The organism is Nonomuraea sp. NPDC004354, from assembly GCF_053602555.1.
Map to the genome: position 1 here is coordinate 149,112 of NZ_JBSGDV010000009.1, position 21,203 is coordinate 170,314.

Annotated in this window: 18 protein-coding genes; 11 read left to right on the forward strand and 7 right to left on the reverse strand. The window is 72.1% G+C overall.

Annotated elements, in window-relative coordinates; translation table 11 throughout:
* Positions 1 to 44 precede the first annotated feature (44 nt).
* Together ACWENQ_RS24875 and ACWENQ_RS24880 are read right to left on the reverse strand one after the other, a co-directional pair.
* Entirely contained in the window at positions 45 to 929 is an 885-nt protein-coding gene (locus ACWENQ_RS24875) for an endonuclease/exonuclease/phosphatase family protein (protein ID WP_452416368.1), read from the reverse strand.
* A gap of 327 nt (positions 930 to 1,256) precedes the next feature.
* Positions 1,257 to 1,934 carry a GAP family protein gene (locus tag ACWENQ_RS24880; RefSeq protein ID WP_452416370.1) on the reverse strand — a complete coding sequence of 226 codons (678 nt, stop codon included), beginning with the start codon at positions 1,932 to 1,934 and terminating at the stop codon, positions 1,257 to 1,259.
* Positions 1,935 to 2,353: 419 nt separating this feature from the next.
* Between ACWENQ_RS24880 and ACWENQ_RS24885 the strand changes: the two genes are divergently transcribed.
* Together ACWENQ_RS24885 and ACWENQ_RS24890 are read left to right on the forward strand one after the other, a co-directional pair.
* On the forward strand, positions 2,354 to 2,521 hold the full coding sequence (locus tag ACWENQ_RS24885; RefSeq protein ID WP_452416372.1) for a hypothetical protein: 168 nt from the start codon (positions 2,354 to 2,356) through the stop codon (positions 2,519 to 2,521).
* On the forward strand, positions 2,518 to 3,000 hold the full coding sequence (locus ACWENQ_RS24890; RefSeq protein ID WP_452416373.1) for a hypothetical protein: 483 nt from the start codon (positions 2,518 to 2,520) through the stop codon (positions 2,998 to 3,000). Before ACWENQ_RS24885 ends, ACWENQ_RS24890 begins: the two co-directional genes overlap by 4 nt.
* Positions 3,001 to 3,147: 147 nt before the next feature.
* On the opposite strand, the gene ACWENQ_RS24895 is transcribed toward ACWENQ_RS24890, so the two are convergent.
* Positions 3,148 to 3,879, reverse strand: a complete 732-nt coding sequence (locus ACWENQ_RS24895) for a class I SAM-dependent methyltransferase (protein WP_452416375.1) — start codon at positions 3,877 to 3,879, stop codon at positions 3,148 to 3,150.
* 595 nt (positions 3,880 to 4,474) lie between these two features.
* Here ACWENQ_RS24895 and ACWENQ_RS24900 point away from each other — a divergent pair.
* Positions 4,475 to 5,899, forward strand: a complete 1,425-nt coding sequence (locus ACWENQ_RS24900) for an FAD-binding oxidoreductase (protein WP_449915152.1) — start codon at positions 4,475 to 4,477, stop codon at positions 5,897 to 5,899.
* 398 nt (positions 5,900 to 6,297) lie between these two features.
* Here the strand turns inward: ACWENQ_RS24900 and ACWENQ_RS24905 are convergent, their stop codons facing one another.
* Genes ACWENQ_RS24905 through ACWENQ_RS24915 form a run of 3 tightly spaced genes read right to left on the reverse strand, consistent with a single transcriptional unit; the run spans position 6,298 to position 7,906 of the window.
* Entirely contained in the window at positions 6,298 to 7,257 is a 960-nt protein-coding gene (locus ACWENQ_RS24905) for an NAD(P)-dependent alcohol dehydrogenase (RefSeq protein WP_452416376.1), read from the reverse strand.
* A gap of 2 nt (positions 7,258 to 7,259) precedes the next feature.
* A complete protein-coding gene (locus tag ACWENQ_RS24910; RefSeq protein WP_354907718.1) occupies positions 7,260 to 7,484 on the reverse strand; it encodes a helix-turn-helix transcriptional regulator in 225 nt (74 codons plus the stop codon).
* Positions 7,485 to 7,486: 2 nt separating this feature from the next.
* Positions 7,487 to 7,906 carry a hypothetical protein gene (locus ACWENQ_RS24915; protein ID WP_452416377.1) on the reverse strand — a complete coding sequence of 140 codons (420 nt, stop codon included), beginning with the start codon at positions 7,904 to 7,906 and terminating at the stop codon, positions 7,487 to 7,489.
* Between the two features lie 153 nt (positions 7,907 to 8,059).
* Between ACWENQ_RS24915 and ACWENQ_RS24920 the strand changes: the two genes are divergently transcribed.
* Both ACWENQ_RS24920 and ACWENQ_RS24925 read left to right on the forward strand, forming a co-directional pair.
* Positions 8,060 to 9,418: an MFS transporter gene (locus ACWENQ_RS24920; RefSeq protein ID WP_449915143.1), complete on the forward strand. Its 1,359-nt coding sequence runs from the start codon at positions 8,060 to 8,062 to the stop codon at positions 9,416 to 9,418.
* Between the two features lie 47 nt (positions 9,419 to 9,465).
* Positions 9,466 to 10,848 (forward strand): carboxylesterase/lipase family protein, encoded by a 1,383-nt coding sequence (locus tag ACWENQ_RS24925; protein WP_452416378.1) that lies wholly within the window; start codon positions 9,466 to 9,468, stop codon positions 10,846 to 10,848.
* Here ACWENQ_RS24925 and ACWENQ_RS24930 read toward each other — a convergent pair.
* Positions 10,826 to 11,749, reverse strand: a complete 924-nt coding sequence (locus tag ACWENQ_RS24930) for an alpha/beta hydrolase (protein ID WP_452416379.1) — start codon at positions 11,747 to 11,749, stop codon at positions 10,826 to 10,828. The genes ACWENQ_RS24925 and ACWENQ_RS24930 overlap by 23 nt on opposite strands.
* A gap of 46 nt (positions 11,750 to 11,795) precedes the next feature.
* Between ACWENQ_RS24930 and ACWENQ_RS24935 the strand changes: the two genes are divergently transcribed.
* Genes ACWENQ_RS24935 through ACWENQ_RS24960 form a run of 6 tightly spaced genes read left to right on the forward strand, consistent with a single transcriptional unit; the run spans position 11,796 to position 21,168 of the window.
* Entirely contained in the window at positions 11,796 to 12,365 is a 570-nt protein-coding gene (locus tag ACWENQ_RS24935) for a TetR/AcrR family transcriptional regulator (protein ID WP_449915134.1), read from the forward strand.
* A complete protein-coding gene (locus ACWENQ_RS24940; RefSeq protein ID WP_452416381.1) occupies positions 12,362 to 14,686 on the forward strand; it encodes a glycoside hydrolase family 3 C-terminal domain-containing protein in 2,325 nt (774 codons plus the stop codon). The genes ACWENQ_RS24935 and ACWENQ_RS24940 overlap by 4 nt, the downstream gene beginning before the upstream one ends.
* Complete coding sequence (locus ACWENQ_RS24945; protein ID WP_452416383.1) at positions 14,673 to 16,835, forward strand: hypothetical protein; 2,163 nt, start codon at positions 14,673 to 14,675, stop codon at positions 16,833 to 16,835. The genes ACWENQ_RS24940 and ACWENQ_RS24945 overlap by 14 nt, the downstream gene beginning before the upstream one ends.
* Before the next feature lie 10 nt (positions 16,836 to 16,845).
* Positions 16,846 to 18,057, forward strand: coding sequence for a PucR family transcriptional regulator (locus ACWENQ_RS24950; RefSeq protein WP_452416385.1), 1,212 nt, complete (start codon positions 16,846 to 16,848; stop codon positions 18,055 to 18,057).
* Positions 18,047 to 19,447 carry a carboxylesterase/lipase family protein gene (locus ACWENQ_RS24955; protein ID WP_452416387.1) on the forward strand — a complete coding sequence of 467 codons (1,401 nt, stop codon included), beginning with the start codon at positions 18,047 to 18,049 and terminating at the stop codon, positions 19,445 to 19,447. The genes ACWENQ_RS24950 and ACWENQ_RS24955 overlap by 11 nt, the downstream gene beginning before the upstream one ends.
* Complete coding sequence (locus ACWENQ_RS24960) at positions 19,444 to 21,168, forward strand: glycoside hydrolase family 3 protein (RefSeq protein WP_452416532.1); 1,725 nt, start codon at positions 19,444 to 19,446, stop codon at positions 21,166 to 21,168. The genes ACWENQ_RS24955 and ACWENQ_RS24960 overlap by 4 nt, the downstream gene beginning before the upstream one ends.
* The last annotated feature ends 35 nt before the right edge of the window (positions 21,169 to 21,203 follow it).

Sequence of the window (21,203 nt, forward strand, 5' to 3'; positions counted from 1 at the left end):
TGCGGAGAAGATCACGCTAGCACGACCATCTTGGGCCGCTCCTGTCAGAACTCCACTCTGAGATAGAGGGGCCTGTGGTCGGACATGGAGGTGGGCGGAGGGACGTGACACTGACGGGTGCCGCCTTTGGTGACGAACAGGTAGTCGAGCTTCTTGCGTCTCTCGCCGGCGCTGTGTGTCCAGCGCCCGGTACGGCTGCTCCCGCGCTGGTCGCACTCGCGGTAGGCCTGGTAGGCGGGCATGATGGCACGCCGGCCGGCGGCGCTGCCGTTCGTGCTGTCCGGAGGGGCGACGTTGAGGTCGCCGCCGAAGACGCTGTGGTAGCCGGGCTTGGCGGCGTAGGCCATCAGTTCCTTGATCTGCCTGGTGCGGTACGGCGCGCCGGGCTGCCGGTCATCGTAAGCCGTGCCCACTGACAGGTGCGTGCCGCACGCGTGGACGCGCTTGGCGGGGATGGTGGCGCAGAGCACCGCCCGCTTCACGTACCAAGGCGGTGTGGTCAGCGGAAGGCTCTGGAAGGTCGCCGTGTCGGCGGCGACGGCGACCGTGATGCTCTGGGTGCCTCGCGGGCGGCCGAGCTTGTCGGGGTGGCAGGCGTACGGGGCCCCGGTGTTCGAGGTGAGGGCGAACGAGCGGACGGTCCACTTGCGGCCGGTGCGCTGCCGCAGTCCCAGTTCCAGGGCACTGTCGGCCCCGGTGCAGAATTCCTGCAAGAAGATCACGTCGGGTCTGATGGGCTGGTTCACGGCATATTCGCCGATCGCCTGCACCAGCTGAGAGGCGTCGGCACGGTAGAGGCCGCAGGCGGGGTTCGTGCCCGTGCAGACGTTCCACGTCATCACGGCCACCGCCGTCCGCGTTTCGGCCACGGCGGCAGGCGGCAGCAACGCCAGGACGGCGACTGCCGCCGCTATCGCCCGCGCCTTCATGATCGGCTATTGAACCAAAATCATGGTTGTCGCGCCCCACGAACCGGTATCTCCTCATGCGGGCTGTTCCAGGGGTACGTATGCCGGTTTCTCGTTCCGGGCGTCGTGGCAGGTGAGGTCTCCTGCGTGCTGGGCAAGATCGGCGGAGCAAGGGGAGACTGGTTACCTACGCGTCTCTGACGCCCGGGGTCTTCCACGATGGCTTTCCGCCCGGCGGGCCTCGCTTCTCCTGGAACCAGGCGGTCTTCAACGAGGTCTCGGTGCTGCCCCAGGGTTGGTCGCCGCAGCGGGTAGGGGCCGGCTGGTCGGCTGCGGCGCGGGCGTCGGTCAGGGGGCGAGGATGCGGATGCCGTCCCCGAGCAGCTTCACGCCGAGGACGGCGAACAGGACGGCCATGATGGCGGTGTTGTGCCGGGCGGCCCAGCCCCTCCAGTTGTCGAGCATGCTCTTGGCGCGTTCTCCCATGAGGAGGAAGACCGACAGGGGCGCCAGAAGTCCCAGGGAGGCGATGATCACGAACACGGTCAGTACCGTGATCTGCTGCCCGGGTGGAATCGCGGCCGCGCTGATCGAGGCGCCTGCGGCGATGGTGAGCGGGGCGTTCTTGAGGTTGGCCGCCGACAGCACGATGCCGAGCCCGAAGACCTTGGCCGGTGAGAAGCGGTCGATCGCGGACATCCATTTGGGGAGCTCCGCCTCCGCGCCCGCGGGAGGTCGCCGGTGCCACTGCCGCCCGCCGAGCACGACGAGCAGCACGCCCAGGGCGAGCTTGAGGTCGCCCACCCAGGCGGCGGGCTTCGACGGGGTCGCGCCGGCGGCCGGCCCGCCGATCGCCAGCATCACCGCGCCCAGGACGAAGAGCCCGATGACCCATCCCAGGGTGAACAGCAGCCCGTTGAGACGTCCCCTCGGCGTACCCAGGATGATGATGATGGCGATGATCGGGAGTGGGCTGATCGCGACCGCGGCGGCGAGCCCGAGCACATCACCGAGGGCTGTCCCCATGGCGTCCTCCAACGACGATCACAGATGATCTCGCTGACCAGGCGCTCGGGGTCAGGCTCGCACGCTTGGCGCGCGTCGCGCGGACGACCGAGGCGTCCGGGAGCCCTCCCGCACCCATCATCCCACCCGGTCGTGGGATCCTTGTGGCGGCCTTGGCGTGGTCACCCGCGTCCGCCGTCGGGTCGGACCTCTTCGCGTCGCCGGATCTGTCCAGAGCTGGACGCCGTGGTAGCGGGGTCCAGGAGGGTCGAGGCGGTCCTGGCGCTTCCCCTGGGGAGCGGGCGGGCTGCTAGCGTTCCAATGATCGTCCGACCCGGGCGGAAGGGCAGGGATCTCAGGTGGACGCATCGCGGGGACCGCTCGTGTCGCCGCCCTCCGGTCGTCAGGGGACGCACCGGACGGCGCCTCCCTGGCCGGCCATGGCTCGTGCCGCCGGGCGGCCCTGGTGGCTGCTTCCGGTGGGTGTCGTCGCCGTCGTGCTGCTTCTGCTGCCTGTGTTCGTGGCCGTGGTGAAGCTGGCCCGGGAGCCCGGCGTGGTCGTGGTCCCTGGCGGGCAGGGGCTCCGGCCAGGGGTGGTGCGGACGTGAAGCGGGCGATCGTCGCCGTCCTGGTGGTGGGCTGTGCCGCCGTCGCGGGTGCCTTCTGGATCCTTGAGGTCGTGGCGAATCGCCCCTTCTTTCCCTACAGGTGCACCGAGGAGGACAAGCGGGTCGCGTCGTCCCTCGTCAGGTTCGGCGTTCTCGATGTCCGCCCGGACGCCGCCGAGCCGTACGGCGGGCGTCGCGGTGGATGCAATGACGACGACCGGCTGGCGTATGCCGAGCAGGATTACCGTCTTCCGGGTTCGCGAGCGGGCGTGCTGCCCTTCTACCGGGAGGCCGCCGGCAAGGGCGGGTGGGAGAGGGTGGCAGGCGAGGAGGACGCGGCGGGGCTGTGTTTCAGGAAGTCCGTCCAGGGGCGGGTGGTCTATCTGTCGGTGTGGGTCGCCGACGGAGCGCCCGAGAAGGATGGAGCGGACTACGTGGTGCAGGTCAGTTCCGCGCCCAGTGGCGGCAGTCTCTGCTGACGTTCATCCCCGCTGGTGTCTGCGGGGTGGCGGAGCGAGTGCCGCCGCCGTCCGCGCTGCTTCTTGGGCGGTCGGCCGCGGGGCGGTGGGCGAGGGTGGTTCCGGAGGGGCGTCTGCCGGGGTGGTGGGGTGGGGTGGGTGGGTTCGTCAGCTGGTCGCGGGACGGTGGAACAGGGCGGTCAGGAGGAAGGGGACGCCGAAGGTGGGGGCGTCGGGTGACTGCTCGCGCATCTGGCGGATCTCCACCTCCTTGTAGTCGCTGAAGATCCAGCGCAGCTCGTCGGGGGTGTAGGCGAGCCCGCCGTGCAGGCGGCCGTCGCGGTAGAACTCCTCGTCCTGGAGTTCGGAGCCCATGGCGCCGGAGGCGAAGCAGGTGAGGGCGAGGTGGCCGCCGGGGGCCAGCAGCCTGTCCAGCAGGTTCAGGTAGCTCACCCGGCGGTGCGGCGGCAGGTGGTGCAGGCAGCCGGAGTCGTAGACCAGGTCGTACCGGCCGGGCCGGAGGTCGGCGGTGAAGGCGTCGCCGCAGTGGAAGCGGACGTCGGCGCCGGCCTTCCTGGCGCGCTCCTCCGCCCACGCCACAGCCGTCGGGGACAGGTCGATGGCGTCGACCTCGAAGCCGAGCGTGGCGAGGTGGATGGCGTTGCGGCCGGGGCCGCAGCCCAGGTCCAGCGCGCGTCCGGGGCGGAGCATGCCGCGTTCGAGGTAGGACACGAGGCTCTCGTCCGGCTTGTCGGCGAAGAAGGGGACCGGCTTGGAGCGGTCGGTGTAGAAGTCGTCCCACCAGGTCGACGCCTGCTCCGTCCATCGGTCGGCGTCCGACGCGAACAGCCGGTCGAGCAGGTTCATGACGTCGTCCATGGTGCGGATGCTGCGGTTCACTCGGGCTCCCTCGACGGTGGTGGGCGGTGCTTCTGATCCTATGGAGCGGACGGTTGATCCTATGGAGCGGACGGTGCGTCGGCGCAGGTCGGATGCCGTTCTCTCGTCGTACTGGCAGCCGGGAAGCGCCGCGACGCCGGGGTCGGGGGCAGGACCGCCGGGGCCGTCCCACCACAGGGCCCCACCAGAAGGCCAGAAAGTCCCCCGCCAAAAGCCCCCGCCAAAAGGCCCCACCAAAAGCCCCCCGCCAAAAGGCCCCACCAGAAGGCCCCCGCCAAAAGGCCCCCAGAAAGGCCCGCCAAAAGGCCTCACCAGAAAGGCCCCACCAAAAAGCCTGATCAAAAGGCCCACCTCAAACGCCGGGGCAGGGGTGGGCCTTGAGGTGTGGTGGCGGGTGGGTGGATGGGAGCCGGAGGTCTGATGCGGGGGCGTGGTGACGGGTTACTGTGGGAAGTCACGGGGTGAGGTCGGGACATCGCCGCAGATAGGCGGCATGTTCGGAGGGATGAGGCAAGCGCCGCGGACGGGGTCGCCCCGGTGCGGGGAGAGACCGGTCCGCTGGGGGGATCACGCACCGCCCTGAAGGGGGCAGCCCATGTCGATCAAGGTCGAGACGCTCTCGGGCGAAACCGTCACACTGGACGACGACAAACTCGAAGAACTCCGGATGACCTTCCGGGGTTCGCTCATCACGCAGGAGGACGCCGACTACGACGCTGTCAGGGCGGTGCAGAACGGGCTGATCGATCGCCGTCCCGCCCTCGTCATCAGGTGCTCGGGCGCCGCGGACGTCATCGACGCGGTCAATCTCGCGCGCGAGTACGGCCTGCTGGCCGCGGTGCGCAGCGGCGGCCACAGCATCGCGGGGCACTCCGCGCGCGACGGCGCGCTGCTCATCGACCTGTCCGGGATGCGCGGCGTCTGGGTCGATCCCGACGCCCGTCTGGTGCGCGTCCAGGGCGGCGCCACGTGGGGCGACGTCGACAGGGAGGCCCAGGTGTTCAACCTCGCCGTTCCGGGCGGGGTGGTGTCGACGACCGGCGTCGCCGGGCTCACCCTGAGCGGCGGCATCGGGTGGCTGCACCGCAAGTACGGCCTGTCCTGCGACAACCTGCGCGCTGTCGAGATCGTCACGGCCGACGGACGGCTGCGGCGCGCCAGCGAGCTGGAGAACGATGACCTGTTCTGGGCGCTGCGGGGCGGCGGCGGCAACTTCGGCGTGGTCACCGCCTTCGAGTTCGCCGCCCAGCCCGTCGGCCCGATCGTGATGTGCGCGGTCCCGGTCTACGCCGACCATCAGGACGAGGTGTTCCGCGCCTGGAGCGACTGGGCCGGGACGGTGCCCGACGAGGTCACCACCAGGGCCATCTTCTGGACGATCCCGACGGATCCGCACATGCCACCGGAGATCCACGGCAGGGACGTGCTCATCACCGGCGCCCTGTACGCGGGGCCGCCCGACGAGGGGGAGAAGGTGCTGCGGCCGCTACGGCAGCTCGGCACCCCGCTCGCCGATCTGAGCGCCCCGATGCCGTACCGCATGTTCCAGGCGGCCTTCGACTTCTTCTTCGTCAAGGGCCAGCTGTCCAGCTACTGGAAGTCGCTGATGCTCAGCGGGCCTCCCAGCCAGGCGGCGGACGTGATCGTACGGCACGGGCTCGCGCGGACCTCGCCGGAGTCCATGGTGCACGTGCCGCTGCTCGGCGGAGCGATCAACCACGTGAACCCGCACGCGACGGCGTACGCCGCGCGCGACGCGAGCAGCATGCTGAGCGTGGACGCCAACTGGCGCGACCAGGACGCGGACGCTCACATCGCCTGGGTACGGCAGGTCATCGCCGATGCCGAGAAGTTCTCGACCGGCCGGCCGTACCTCAGCTTCGACAGCGCCGCGCCGGAAGAGACGCCAGAGGTGGTCCAGTCGGCCTTCGGCGACAACCTGGAGCGGCTGCGGGACGTCAAGCGGCGCTACGATCCGGACAACCTGTTCCGTCTCAACGCCAACGTCGTGCCCGTCTAGGACTGCGCTGGACAAAGAGCGATCAAGGCGGGAAGGCCGTCTGTGCGAGAGCCGGCCGACCCGCTCGGCCAGGCCATCCTCCCAGTTGCGGGTGCCCGGGGTGGCGCCGTCGAGGGTGAGGTTCTGCCCGGCCCGGTAGGCGCGCCCGGCCTTGCCCGGCATCCTGACCGGCGTCATCAGCCGGTACCTGCCGCACGCCCGCAGATAGTGGCGCGCCGGGCCGGCCATGCCGTACACCTCGGGGTCGCCAGGTCGGGCACCAGGCCTGCCAGATCAGGCATCAGGGCAGCCGGTTCGCCGGGGGCCGGCTCGGCGAGCCGCTCGGCCACGTCGCGAGCGTCGACCGGCTGGAAGCGGCTGAGCAGCCGGGTGGAAGGAATGTGACCGCCGAACCGGGGCTAAACGGTGATGACGACCTTGCCCGCCGCGCGTCCTTCGCGCAGGTAGCCGATCGCCTCGGCGGCCTGCGCGAGCGGGTAGGTGCGGTCGATCGCCGGGGTGAGCCGTCCCGCCTCGGCCAGCTCCGTCAGGGCCAGCAGGTCCGCCTGGCGGATGGTGGTGAACAGGGGCTGCAGTTTCTGGCCGACGAACCGGTCGAGGAGCATCATCCGCAGCTGGCGGTCGGTGCCGGTCAGCCATCGTCCGCCGTTCTCGCCGCCGACGACGACCAGCGTCCCCCTGGGGGTGAGGCAGCGGCGCAGGAGTGACAGCCGGCGGTTGCCTCCCGTGTCGACGATGAGGTCGTAGCGGTGGCCTGCGGCGGCGAAGTCGTCACGGGTGTGGTCGATGACCTCGTCCGCGCCGATCGACCGGACCAGCGCGGTCTTCGCGGTGCTGCACACGCCGGTGACGTGCGCGTCCGACACCTTGGCCAGCTGGACGGCGAACGTGCCCACGCCGCCGCCCGCGCCGATGACCAGGACCCGCTGCCCCGCCCGTACGGTGGCCAGGGCCTGGAAGGCGGTGCAGGCGGAGGTGGGGATCGCGGCCGCCTGCTCGAAGGTGAGGGCGGCGGGTTTGGCCACGAGCCGGTTCTGGTGGGTGCCGGCGTACTCGGCGAAGGCGCCCTCGCAGGTGCCGTACACCTCGTCGCCCGGCTGGAAGCGGGTCACGTCGCGGCCGACGGCGGCGACCCGGCCGGCCATGTCCTGTCCGGGGACGCGGACCCGCGGCCTGCGCACGCCCATGGCGAGGCGGGCCAGGTACGGCACGCCGGTGACGAGATGCCAGACGCCCTGGTCGAGGCCCGCCGCGACGACCTGGACGAGCACGTCGTCGTCGCCGACGGCCGGTTGGTCGATGTCGGCGAGGCGGAGCCGGTCGGGCGGGCCGTAGGTGTCGCGGACGATCGCTTTCATGGTCATCCTTCGGTGTCGGGGTACTGGAAGACCTCGTCGAGGGGGGCGCCGAACACGCGGGCGATCCGGAAGGCCATCTCCAGCGACGGTGAGTACCGGCCCTGCTCGATGGCGATGACGGTCTGGCGGGTCACGCCGATGCGGTCGGCCAGCTCCGCCTGGGTCATCTCGCCGTGGGCGAAGCGGAGGGACCGGATCACGTTCGTGACCTTGGTGGGCTTGCCCATGGTCAGAAACCCCGGCGGTAGGCGACGATCTTGGCGATCGACGAGGCGACGGCCGAGAGGGCGAAGGCCAGGTAGAGGGCGTTGGCGATCCAGAAGTGCTCGATCCTCGCCAGCGCCAGGCCGAAGGCGGTCACGCCGCCGAGGACCAGGACGAGGTACTCGACGCGCTGGCCGTGGAGGTGGATGTCGATGTCGCGCTCGTCCCGCTTGCCGGCCTCTCTGGGGGAGGCGATCGCGGTCACGACGCTGCCGGCGATGTTCATGACGACGGCCACGGTGATGGCGGTGAGCAGCGGCCAGACGTAGGCGATGTGGGTGACGTCCGTGGTCGAGAGCTGCCGCAGGATGACGACGAAGTAGACGATGGGCACGCCGGTCGCGATCGCGGCGTAGATCCAGACGCGTTTCTCCTCGATGGACACGTATACCCCTCATGTAAAAGAAAGTAGACATCGAGGAATGTAAAACATCGCGGACGTGAGGTCAAGAATTCTTGACATCACGCCGACTGTTGACGGTGTGCGGCGGTCGACTCTAGCCTGAGCCATCTACCTATCAGTTGGTAGGTTTTGAATGTGAGGAGCGAGATGGACGACAAGCCCGGCGTGGGGGAGAAGCTCGCCTTCTTCTCAGGAGTGCTCGGCGGCGTGCTCATGGGCGCCGGCTCCGGCTTCCTGCTGCTGTACCTCACCGACGTCGTGGGCATGGGCGCGGCGGCCGTCGGCACGCTGATGCTGGTCGCCAGGATCGCCGACGGCGCCAGTGACCCGCTCATGGGCTACCTCGTCGACCACCTCCCGCCCACCCGATGGGGCAGGTTCCGCCCGTACGTCCTCCTGGGCGCCGTGCTGTGCGTCTTCTGCGTCGTCGCGCTGTTCGTCGTGCCCGCGATGCTGCCGAACGCGCTCGTCGCGGTCTGGATCACCTACCTGCTGTGGGGCCTGCTGCTGGACCTCTTCCAGATCCCGATGACCTCGCTGGTGCCCGCGATCAGCGGCGACCCCCGCACCCGCGGCCAGCTGGCCGCGATCGTCGGCGTCACCGGGCTGTTCGCGGCGGCGCTGGCCACAGGGCTGACCCTGCCGGTGGTGAACGCCCTGGGCGGCGGGACCACCGGCTGGCTCACCTACGTCATCGGCTCGGCGGTCGCCGGGCTCTGCCTCGTGACCGTCATGGTGGCGCGGGTGCGCGAGCGGGTGGTGCCGCTCTCGCCGGAGCGGTACCGGCTGTCGGACGTGCGCAAGGTGTTCTTCTCCGGCAGGGCGGTGCCGATCCTGCTGCTGTCGAAGGTGTCGGTGCAGGCGGCCAGCGGGGCACTGACGGCGGCGATGCCGTACTTCTTCCTGTACTACATCGGCGACCAGAAGTACCTGTCGGCCGCGGCGTTCGTGATGGCGATCCCGATGGTCGGCGGCGCCGTGGTGGTGCCGGCGCTGGCGCGGCGGGCAGGAGCGAAGCCGCTGTACGTGGCGAGCCTCGGGGTGTCGATCACCGGGCTGGCGCTGCTGATGGTCGTGCCGACGGATCCGCTGCCCGTGCTGGCCTGCTTCGCCCTGACAGGGATCGGGTTCGGCGGTGCGGTGGCGCTCAGCCTGGTGCTGCTGGCCGAGCTCACCGACTACACCGAGTGGAAGCACGGGTTCAGGACGGAGGCGTCGCTGGCGGCGATGACGTCCTTCGCGGCCAAGGCGGGCGGCGGGATCGGCGGCGGCCTGCTGGCCTACACGCTCGCGCTGACCGGCTACCGCAGCGGCGGCGTGGCGCAGAGCGCGGAGACGCTGAACGGGATCCTCCTGGCGCAGAGCCTCGTGCCCGCGGGGATCGGGCTGGTGGGCGCGCTGGCGTTCACGGCCTACCCGATCAGCAGGGCCGTGGCGCGGGAGGCGGCCGAGCGGCTGGCCGAACGGCGCACGGCCGTGGTGGAGCCGGCGTGACCGGCGCGGCGACGGCACGGGGCCGGCGGCCGGACAGGGGAGGACATGTGATCGTCAAGACCGGGCAGGGTGCCGTGCGGGGACACGTCGAAGGGGGGATCGCCGCGTTCCTGGGGGTGCCCTATGCCGCCGCGCCGTACGGGGAGGACCGGTTCAGGGCGCCGCGGCCGCACGACCGCTGGGACGGCGTGCGCGACGCGACCCGCATGGGCCCGACGCCGCCGCAGCTGCCGTACACGGGAGGGCTGGAGAAGGTCCTGCCCAGCGTGATCATCGACGGCGACGAGATCCTCAACGTGAACATCTGGGCGCCCGCGGAGGGCGCCGGCCACCCTGTCATGGTCTGGCTGCCGGGCGGCGCGCTCACCAGGGGGAGCAACGCGCTCGGCACCTACGACGGGCGCGCCTTCGCCCGTGACGGCGTGGTGCTGGTGTCGGTCAACTACCGGCTGGGCGCCGAGGGCTTCTCGGTGCTCGACGGCGCGCCCCCGCACCTGGGGCTCGCCGACCAGGTGGCGGCGCTGCGCTGGGTGCGGGACAACATCGCGGCCTTCGGCGGCGACCCCGGCAGGGTCACGGTCGCGGGCCAGTCGGCGGGCGGCGGATCGGTGGCCGCGCTCCTCGCCCATCCGTCGGCGAAGGAGCTGATGGCCGGGGCGGTCATCCAGAGCGGTCCGGTCGGGCCGGGACCCGCGGGGTCCTCACGGCGGATCACCGACCTGATGGCCAAGGACCTCGGCATCCCCGCCACGCGGGACGCGTTCGCCGCCGTGTCTCCGGCGGACCTGCTGGCCAGCCAGGCGCGGACGCAGCGCAGGAATGCGGGCTTCGGGCCTGTGCCGGGGAACGAGCCGGTGGTGTCCGATCCGGGCGCCGCGCTGCTCGACGGCGCGGGTGCGGACATCCCGCTCCTGATGGGGTACACGGCCGAGGAGTACCGGCTGTGGTACGCGCCCACCGGGATGCTCGACAAGGTCACCTGGCTGCACCTGCTGGCCGCGCGGTTGAAGTTCAGGGTGCCGCGGAGGGAGCTCGCCGCGCTCCGGCGGGCGCACCCCGGGGCGAGCAGCGGCGAGATCCTCGGCGACCTGACCACGGAGCTGCTGCTGCGCCGGCCGATGCACGCGCTGGCCGAGGCCCGCGGGGCGCGCACGTGGATGTACGAGTTCGGGTGGCGCTCGCCGGTCCACGGCCTCGGCGCGGCGCACGCGGTGGAGCTCAACTACGTCTTCGACACGCTCGGCACCCCGGAGGCCGAGGCGATCTGCGGGCCGGGCGGTCCGCAGGAGCTCGCCGACCGGATGCACGCCGCCTGGGTGCGCTTCGTCACGTACGGCGAGCCCGGCTGGCCGGCGTGGGAGGAGGGCCGCCCGGTGATGGTGTTCGACTCGCCGGGCGGCGGCGTGGTCAGGCTGCCAGGCTCGCCCTGATGGCCTCGAGCAGGGTCGTCCGCCACTCGCGGGCGACGGGCAGGAGCGCGGTGAGCCCGTGCGAGCCGTGCACCTGCCCCTCGAACTCCCTGTAGGTCACCGGCACCCCGGCGGCCGCCAGCCGTTCGGCGTAGCGGCTGCCGTCGTCGGCGAGCGGGTCGTACTGGGCCGTCAGGATGACGGCGGGGGGAAGGCCGGTCAGGTCGTCGGCGTGCAGCGGGGAGACCAGCGGGTCGGTGGGGTCGTGGTCGCCGAGGTAGTTCTCGACGCACCAGCGGATCTCCTTGCTGGTCAGCACGTATCCCTCGGCGTACGTGCCGACCGAGGGGGACGACAGCGTCAGGTCGAGCGCGGGGATCTCCATGACCTGCAGGTTCAGCGCGGGTCCGCCGCGCGCCTTGGCCAGCAGCGCCATGGCGGCGGCGAGGTTGCCGCCCGCGCTCTCGCCCGCGACGCCGAGCCAGCCGGGGCCGAAATCCTGCGCGGCCGCCCACTCCAGCGCGTGGTAGCAGTCGTCGACGTGGGCCGGGAAGCGGTGCTCGGGCGCCAGCCGGTAGTCGACGCTGACCACGGTGACGCCGGTCCCCGCGGCGATGGTCCTGCACCGCGTGTCGGTGTCGTCGGGGTGTCCCGACCACCAGCCGCCGCCGTGGTAGAAGACCAGCGTGCCCGTGCTGTCCCCGCCCGCGCGGTAGACCCGCGCGCCGATGCCGTCGGGCGGGACGGTCACGTCGTAGACCTCCGCCACGCTGGGCGCGGGCTCGACGTAACGCGTGTACGGGCGTTCCTCGGCGGACCGCGCGCGCTGTGCCCGGCGGCGTTCGGCGACGTCGTCGTGCTCCGGCGCGGGCAGGGACGAGTAGAGCTCGAGCAGGGGAACGAGGAGGGGATCGAGTGCCATGACAAAAACCTACCAACTGATAGGTGGTTTTGTTAGCCTTGACTTCATGGCCGCACGCAAGCTCTCCACCGTGGGCGCCGCCCGCCGGGAGCAGATCCTCGACGCCGCCCGCGAGCTGTTCAGCATCAAGGGCTACCGGGGCGCCTCCCTGCGCGACGTGGCCGCCCAGGTGGGCCTCACGCCGGCGGGCGTCCTGCACTACTTCCCTTCCAAGGAGGCTCTCCTGGCCGCCGTACTGCAGCAGCGAGACGACACCGACATCCCCTGGTTCGAGACGACATGGGCGCAAGCGGGCAGCTTCCGCGAGGCGACCCGCGAGCTGATGACCCGCAACATGGCCGCGGCAGGCGTCATGCGGCTGTTCGTGACCCTGTCCGCCGAGGCCGTCGATCCACGACACCCCGCCCACGAGTTCTTCCGGCAGCGCTACCGCACCAGCCGGGAGCTGTTCTCCAGCACCCTCGACAAGGCCAAGAGCAGGGGTGAGGTGAGCGACACGGCCATGGGGCCCGTGCTCATCGCCGTGCTCGACGGCCTCCAGACCCAGTGGCTGCTCGAACCCGACTTCGACCTGCTCGCCTCCCTCGACGACTACCTGGACACGATCGCCCCGTGAACGACCTGACCATCGCCGAAAAGGCGTCGCTGACCTCCGGCGCCTCCCTCTGGACCACCAAGCCCGTCGACCGCGCCGCAATCCCCTCGATCACGTTGAGCGACGGCCCGCACGGGGTGCGCCGCCAGATCGTCGGCGGAGACCATCTCGGCATCGGGCACAGCATCCCCGCCACCTGCATGCCGCCCGCCGTCGCCCTCGGCTCGTCATGGGACGCCGACCTGCTGCGCAGGGTCGGCGCCGCCCTGGGCACCGAGGCTCGCTCGCTGGGCGTGCAGGTGCTGCTCGGGCCCGGCATCAACATCAAGCGCTCGCCGCTGTGCGGGCGCAACTTCGAGTACCTGTCGGAGGACCCGCTGGTCAGCGGCGTGCTCGGCGCGGCGCTCGTGGAGGGCCTGCAGTCGCGCGGCGTCGGCGCTGCGCTCAAGCACTTCGCCGCCAACAACCAGGAGACCAACCGGCTGCGCGTCAGCGCCGAGGTCGACGAGCGCACCCTGCGCGAGATCTACCTCGCCGGGTTCGAGCACGTGATCAAGCAGGCCCGCCCGTGGACCGTGATGTGCGCCTACAACAAGGTCAACGGCGAGTACGCCTCGCAGAACCGCTGGCTGCTCACCCAGGTCCTGCGCGAGGAATGGGGCTTCGACGGCCTGGTCATGTCCGACTGGGGCGCGGTCGACGACCGGGTGGCGGGGGTGCGGGCAGGGCTCGACCTGGAGATGCCCACCTCGGGCGGCGTCACCGACGCCCAGATCGTCGAGGCCGTCCGCGACGGGCGGCTCGACCCCGAGCTGCTGGATCTCGCGGCCCAGCGGGTGCTCGCGCTGGTCGCGCGGGCGCAGGCCGCCCAGCCCGAGGCGGTACGGGCCGCCCGCGCCGGCGCCGCCCCTGGCGCCTTCCCGCACGCCGGCACGCCGGACTTCACCCGCGCCTACGAGGCGGCCCAGGCCGGCGGCGCGGTCGCGATCGCCGTGGCGGGCGCCGAGGAGCACCACCGGCTGGCCCGCGAGGTCGCCGGGCAGTGCGCGGTGCTGCTGAAGAACGACGGCGTGCTCCCGCTCGCCCCCACCGCCTCCGTCGCCGTCGTGGGCGAACTCGCCCGCACCCCCCGCTACCAGGGCGCGGGAAGCTCGCAGATCATTCCGACCAGGCTCGACGACGCGCTGAGCGAGATGCGCGCCGCCGCAGGCGCCGACCTGCCCTTCGCGCCCGGCTACCGGCTCGACTCGAGCGAGCCCGACGACGAGCTGGTCGCCCAGGCCCGCGCCGTCGCGGCGGCGGCCGACGTCACCGTGGTCTTCCTCGGCCTGCCCGAGGGCGAGGAGTCGGAGGGCTACGACCGCACCCACCTCGATCTGCCCGCCGGCCAGCGCGCGCTGCTCGACGCGGTGACCGCGACGGCCGCCAGGACCGTGGTGGTGCTGTCCAACGGCGGCGTGGTGACGGTGTCGGAGTGGGACGCGAAGGTCGCCGCGATCCTGGAGGGCTGGCTGCTCGGACAGGCCGGCGGCGGCGCCGTCGCCGACATCCTGTTCGGCGTGGTCAACCCGTCAGGACGGCTGGCCGAGACGATCCCGCTGCGCCTGGAGGACACCCCCAGCTACCTCAACTTCCCCGGCGACCCCGACGAGGTGCGCTACGGCGAAGGCGTCTTCGTCGGCTACCGCTACCACGACGCCGTCGACGGCGAGGTCAGCTACCCCTTCGGCCACGGCCTGTCCTACACGAGCTTCGCCTACTCCGACCTGACCGTGTCGGTGACGGGAACCGACAAGGAGATCGCGGTCGAGGTGGCGGCACGCGTCACCAACACCGGCGGCAGGCACGGGCGCGAGGTGGTCCAGCTCTACGTGTCGGCGCCGAGCGCCACGGTCAGGCGTCCGGTCAGGGAGCTGCGCGGCTTCACGAAGCTCGCGCTGGAGCCCGGCGAGAGCGCCGAGGTCCGCTTCACGCTCGGCTACCGCGACTTCGCCTACTTCGACGTGGCCGGCGGCCGGTGGCAGGCGGAGTCCGGCACGGCGCGCGTCCACGTGGGCGCCTCCTCCCGGGACCTGCGCCTGTCCGCCGATGTCGGCCTCGACGTGGCCGGCAGGCGTCCCGTGCTCACGCCGGACTCGCCGCTCGGCGACTGGTTCGCCGACTCGGCCGGCCGTACGGCGCTGCTCGACGTGGTGCGGGAGCCCTCCCGCTTCCTGACCGACGACTACGTCAAGACGATCGGCTCGATCCCGCTGAGCCGTCTGGCCAGGTTCCCCGGCTCGAAGATCGACCCAGAGAGCCTCGAGGAGCTGGCGGCGAGGATGCGCGATGATCGACCGTGAGCGGCTGGTGCGCGGCCACAACGTGGTGGTGACCACGTGGCATCCTTCGTCCACGCTCAGCGTGGGCAACGGTGACTTCGCCGTCAACGTGGACGTCACGGGGCTGCAGACCTTCCCACACGCGCACGAGCTGCTGCCCAGGCCGGTCCTGGTGACCGACGAGCACGGCGTCAGGCGGCTGCCGGCGCGGGAGTTCGACCTCGACGACTTCCCCGTGCCGCTGCGCGTCCAGTCGACGTGGGGCTGGTACGCCACGGCGCCCGGCCGGCCGTACACGCTGGACGAGGCCGCCACCGGCTACCGGACCAGGCGCGGCGAGGTGCGCTACCCCGACGGCCTGGGCCCGGTGCCGGAGGCGGCGGCGTGGCTGTACGCCAACCCGCGCCGGCTCGACCTCGGCAGGCTGGGGCTCGACTTCGCCGACCGGCAGGTGGGCCTCGGCGACCTGACGGCCACGCGCGTGGAGCTCGACCTGTGGACCGGGTGCGTGCACGCGCGCTTCACGGTGTTCGGCCGCCCCGTCGAGGTGTGGACGGTCGTCCACCCGGACCGCGACCTGGTGGCCACCCGGGTGCGGTCCCCGCTGCTGGCGGACGGGCGGTTGCGGCTCAGGCTGTCCTTCCCCGATCAGGCCGACCCGCTGCTGGAGGGCGAGAAGCTGCTCCAGGAGACCGTGTACGGCGAGGCGTGGGCCGAGCGGCGGGTCGGCGACGCCCGGTACGTGGTGGAGGTGGCGACGGACGGCGTGCTCGGCCCTGAGCTGCTGATCGGGACCGCGGCGGACGAGCTCACCGCCACCGCCGCCTTCGCCGCAACCCGCGCCGGAACCCGCGCCGGCGACCGGCCCGCCTCCGGGCCGACCGCCGGAACACCCACCGGCGACCGGCCTGCCTCCGAGCCGACCGACGGAACCCGCGCCGGCGACCTGCCCGCCTTCGAGGAGGTGCGGCGGGTGGCCGCCGCGCACTGGCGCGACTTCTGGACCCGCGGCGCCGCCATCAGCTTCGAGGGCAGTTCCGACCCCCGCGCCCGCGAGCTGGAGCGCAGGGTCGTCCTGTCGCGCTACCTCACCGCCGTCCACTGCGCGGGCACCATGCCGCCCCAGGAGTCCGGGCTGGTCCACAACTCGTGGGGCGGCAAGTTCCACCTGGAGATGCACTGGTGGCACGCCGCCCACTTCGCCGTGTGGGGGCGGCCCGACCTGCTCGAACGGAGCCTCGGCTGGTACCGGGACGTCCTCGGCGCGGCCGGGGAGACCGCCCGGCGGCAGGGCTACGCGGGAGCCAGGTGGCCCAAGCAGGTCGGCCCCGACGGGCGCGAGTCGCCGAGCGACATCGGCGCGTTCATCATCTGGCAGCAGCCGCACCCGATCTACTACGCCGAGCTGCTCCGGCTGAACGGCGGCGGCGACGCCGTGCTGGAACGCTACCGGGAGATCGTCCTCGAGACCGCCGCGTTCATGGCCGACTTCGCCGAGGAGGACGGCGGCACCTACCATCTCGGCCCTCCGGTCGTGCCCGCCCAGGAGACCTACTACCCGGACCGGGCCCGCACGGCCGACCCGACGTTCGAGCTGGCCTACTGGGCGTGGGCGCTCGGCGTCGCGCAGGACTGGCGGGAACGGCTGGGCATGGGCAGGTGCGCCGCCTGGGACGCCGTCATCGACGGCCTGGCCAGGCCGCCGGTCCGTGACGGGGTCTACGCGGCGGTGGCGGTCGAGCCGTACACGGTCACCGACGACCATCCCTCGATGCTGATGGCGCTCGGGTTCGTGCCGGAGACCCCGATGATCGATCGGGACACGATGGCCGCGACCTACGACGACGTGCTGGCCCGCTGGGACTTCTCCAGCACCTGGGGATGGGACTACCCGGTGCTCGCCATGTGCGCCACCAAGCTGGGCCGGCCCGAGGCGGCGGTCGACGCGCTGCTCATGGACACACCCAAGAACCGCACACTGGCCGGCGGGCACGTGCCGCAGTTCCGCGGCGGGCTGAGCGTCTACCTGCCCGCCAACGGCGGACTGCTCGCGGCGGTGGCGATGATGGCGAAGGAGGGCGGCTTCCCGCGCGACGGCACCTGGAGGGTCAGGCAGGAGGGGTTCGGCGCCTTCCCGACCGGCACGGTGAGCTGTGCACCCGCACAGTAGGCTCCCCGCCATGGCCTACCCGTCGTTGGCGCGGCTCGCCACCGAGCTGCTGCGGGACGTGCCCGAGCTGACCGAGAAGATCTTCGCGGCGATCGTGGCCGAGGACGAGACCTACGCCGCTCTCGACCGGGACCTGCTGGCCGAGGTCAAGGAGCACAACCGGCGCAACCTGCTGGCCCAGCTCACCGACCTGGCCGAGCAGCGCGCGCCGTGCACGGGGGCGTCGAGGGAGACGGCGCGGCTGCGGGCGGCGCAGGGCTTCCCGCTCGGCGCGCTGCTCCACGCCTACCGGATCGGGTTCAGGGTGCTGTGGGAGAGCCTGGTGGAGCGGGCCACCGCCCACCCGGGCTATCCCGTCGACACGCTGGCCACCTCCATGACCGCGATCTGGACTCTCGTCGACGCCTACTCGGTGGCGGTGACCGAGAGCTACAGAGAGACCATGATCGAGCTGACCAGGCACGACGAGCGGCAGCGGCTGGTGCTGCTGGACGTGCTCATCGAGGGCAGGGTGAACGACTGGACGGCGCTCGACGGCAGCGCGCAGGCGCTCGGCCTGCCCGCGAAGGGGCCCTACGTGTGCGTGGTGGCCGACCCCGGCACGGCGATGCCGGGAGGGTGCGCGTGGCGGCTGCGCGCCGACGACCAGGTGGGCGTGATGCCGGCCCGCTCGGTGGCGGGGATGCGGGGCAGGGTGGGGGTCAGCCCGCCGTACGAGCGGCTGACCGAGACGGCGGCGGCGCTGCGTCTGGCCACGCTGGCGCGCGCCAGCCTGCCCGAAGGGGTCACGGGCGTGGCGACGGTGGACGCGCGGCCGGTCGGCGCGCTGCTGGCCGCCAGTCCCGACCTGGCCGAACGGCTGGCGGGCGCGATCCTGGGCCCGCTGCTGGGCCGGCGCGACACCACGCGGCTGCTGGAGGCGCTCGAGGCGTGGCTGTGGACCGGCGACTCGACCGCCGACCTGGCCAGACGCCTGTACTGCCATCGCAACACCGTCCGCAACCGGCTGGACCGGGTCGAGCAGCTCACCGGAAGGTCGCTGGAGCGTCCCGAGGACGTGACGGCGCTGTACACGGGGGTGCTCGCGCTGCGGCTGACGAATTGTGCGGCGGCACAAGAGGGTGACAGGAAGCGGCGGCCGGCGCCTAGTGACTCGGGGACACCGCTTCACCAGGATCTGGACATACCCGTCCACCTACCGAGGCACGCGCATGATCGTTGACACCACGTACGGCAAGCTGCGGGGTCGGATGGAGGACGGCGTCGCGGTCTTCCGCGGCGTGCCGTACGCCGCGCCGCCCTTCGGCGACCTGCGCTTCCGCGCGCCCGAGCCGCCCGCCTCGTGGGAGGGGGTGCGCGACGCGCTGGAGTACGGCCCGACCGCCCCCAAACGCCCCTACGCGCCGCCGCTCGACACGATCCTCCCCGAGATCCACATCGACGGCGACGACTGCCTCAACCTCAACGTCTGGACCCCCGGCCTGTCGGGCCGCAGGCCCGTCATGGTGTGGGTGCACGGCGGGTCCAACCGCAACGGGTCCAACTCCGTGCCCGTCTACGACGGCGGCGCGTTCGCCCGCAGCGGCGTCGTGCTGGTGTCGATCAACTACCGGCTGGGCGTGGAGGGGTTCGGCAGCTTCCCCGACGCGCCGGAGAACCGCGGCCTGCTCGACCAGGTGGCGGCGCTGGAGTGGGTGCGCGACAACATCGAGGCGTTCGGCGGCGACCCCGGCAACGTGACGCTGTTCGGCGAGTCGGCGGGGGCCATCGACATCGCCGCGCTGCTGACCGTGCCGTCCGTCGCGGGGCTGTTCAGCCGGGCGATCGTGCAGAGCGGCCCGCCCGCGGTGGGCCCGCCCGCGGCCGCCAGGAAGACCACCGCGATGATCGCCAAGCTGCTCGGCGTGCCGCCCACGGCTGCGGCCTTCGCCGCGGTCGACCGCGAACGCCTGCTGGACGCGCAGGTGGCGGTCTCCCGCAAGGGCTCGCTGATGGGCGGGCCGGGCTTCGGCCCGGTGCTCGACGGGGAACTGCTGACCGGGCGCGACCTCGATCCCGGCAAGCCCGTGATCTTCGGGCAGACCAGCGAGGAGTACCGGCTCTGGTTCGTGCCGACGGGCCTGGCGGCACGGCTCAAGCCCGTCATGGTGCGCCTGGCGCTGCTGAAGCTGCGGGTGCCCGGCCGGGTGTTCAGGGGGTACCGGGCGCTGCACCCCCGGCTGTCGCCCGGCGAGGCGTTCGGCCTGCTGATCACCGACCACCTGCTGCGCGTCCCGCTCAGGAAGCTGGCCGACGCCCGGCCCGCCGGGCGCACCTGGCTCTACGAGTTCGCCTGGCGGTCGCCGTCGCACGAGCTCGGGGCCGCGCACGCGATGGAGATCCCCTTCGTGTTCGCCACGACGGCGACGGCGGAGGCACAACTGATGACCGGGCCCGACACGCCGGCCGCGCTGACGCGCGCCATGCACGAGGCATGGGTGCGCTTCGCCGAGATGGGCGACCCCGGATGGCCCGCCTGGTCCGCCGCGACCAGGCCGACGCAGGTTTTCGACGAGAACAGCCGCGTGGTCGCCGACCACGCGGCCGAGGTGCACGAGCTGTGGAGCAGATGATGCGTTATCGCGACCCCGCCCTGTCCGTCGAGGATCGGGTATCCGACCTCCTGCCCAGGATGACCCTGGAGGAGAAGGCCGGGCTGATGTTCCACACGCTCGCGGTCATCGGCGACTATCCCGACGGCGCCGACTTCCCCTCGCTGGAGGAGATGGTCGGCGAGCGGCACATGTCCCACTTCAACCTGTACGGCACGCACGCCGCGGGCACCATCGCGAGGTGGCAGAACGAGCTGCAGCAGCGGGCCAGGGAGACCAGGCTCGGCATCCCCGTGACGCTGTCGACCGACCCCAGGCACGCCTTCATCCAGAGCGTGGCCGCCTCGATGAGCGCCGGCGCGTTCTCGCAGTGGCCCGAGCCGCTCGGCCTGGCCGCGATCGGCGACCCCGCCCTGGTGCGCCGGTACGCCGACATCGTGCGCAGGGAGTACTGCGCGGTGGGCATCAGAGTCGCCCTGCACCCGCAGATCGACCTGGCCACCGAGCCGCGCTGGTCGCGGATCTCCGGCACGTTCGGCGAGGACGCCGCGCTCACCTCCAGGCTGGTCACCGCCTACCTGGAGGGCCTGCGCGGCGGGCCCGAGGTCGGTCCGCGCAGCGTGGCCGCCATGGTCAAGCACTTCCCCGGCGGCGGCCCGCAGAAGGACGGCCTCGACCCGCACTACGCCAACGGCCGCGAGCAGGTCTATCCGGGTGGCAGGTTCGACCATCACCTGGAGCCGTTCCGTGCCGCGCTGGCGGCGGGCGCCACGCAGATCATGCCCTACTACGGCATGCCGGTCGGCACGCCGTACGAGGAGGTGGGGTTCGGCTTCAACCGCGGGGTCGTCACCGGGCTGCTCAGGGAGGAGCTCGGGTTCGACGGGATCGTCTGCACCGACTGGACGCTGGTCACCGACCGGGTGGTCTTCGGCGAGCCGATCCCCGCGCGGGCGTGGGGTGTGGAGCACCTGAGCCCGCCGGAACGCGTCCTGAAGATCATCGAGGCGGGTGCCGACCAGCTCGGCGGCGAGCACTGCACCGAGCTGGTGATCGAGCTGGTCAGGAGCGGCAGGGTCGCCGAGGACCGGATCGACGCCTCGGTACGCAGGCTGCTGCGCGAGAAGTTCGTCCTCGGCCTGTTCGACCATCCCTTCGTGGATCCCGACGCGGCCGAGGAGATCGTCGGCAACGCCGTCTACCGGGCGGAGGGCGCCGCCGCGCAACGCGCCGCCGCGACGCTGCTCAAGGGGCCGCTGCCGGCGCTCGGGGACGGCGCGGCCCCGAAGGTGTACGCCGAGGGGTTCACCACCGGCCTCGCGGCCTGGGGCGTGGAGACGGCCGAGCACCCGGGCGCCGCCGACCTGGCGGTGCTGCGGATCGACGCGCCCTACGAGAAGCGCTCCACCTGGTACGAGTCGATGTTCCGCGGCGGCCGGCTGGACTTCCCCGCCGAGCGGCTGGCCGAGATCCTGGCCCTGCTCGACGCGGTCCCGACCGTGGTCGTGATCAACCTGGACCGGCCCGCGGTCATCCCGGAGATCGCCGAGCGGGCCGCCGCGCTGGTGGCCGTCTACGGCGCGAGCGACGAGGCGGTGCTCGACGTCGTGTTCGGACGTGCCACGCCGAAGGGGCGCCTGCCCTTCCAACTGCCCCGCTCGATGGCGGAGGTGGAGGCGGGCCGTCCTGACGTGCCGCAGGAGAGCGCCGACCCGCTGTTCCCGCTCGGCGCGGGGCTGTAGCAGGGGGAGGGACGGCCGGCCGTCCCTCCCCTGCC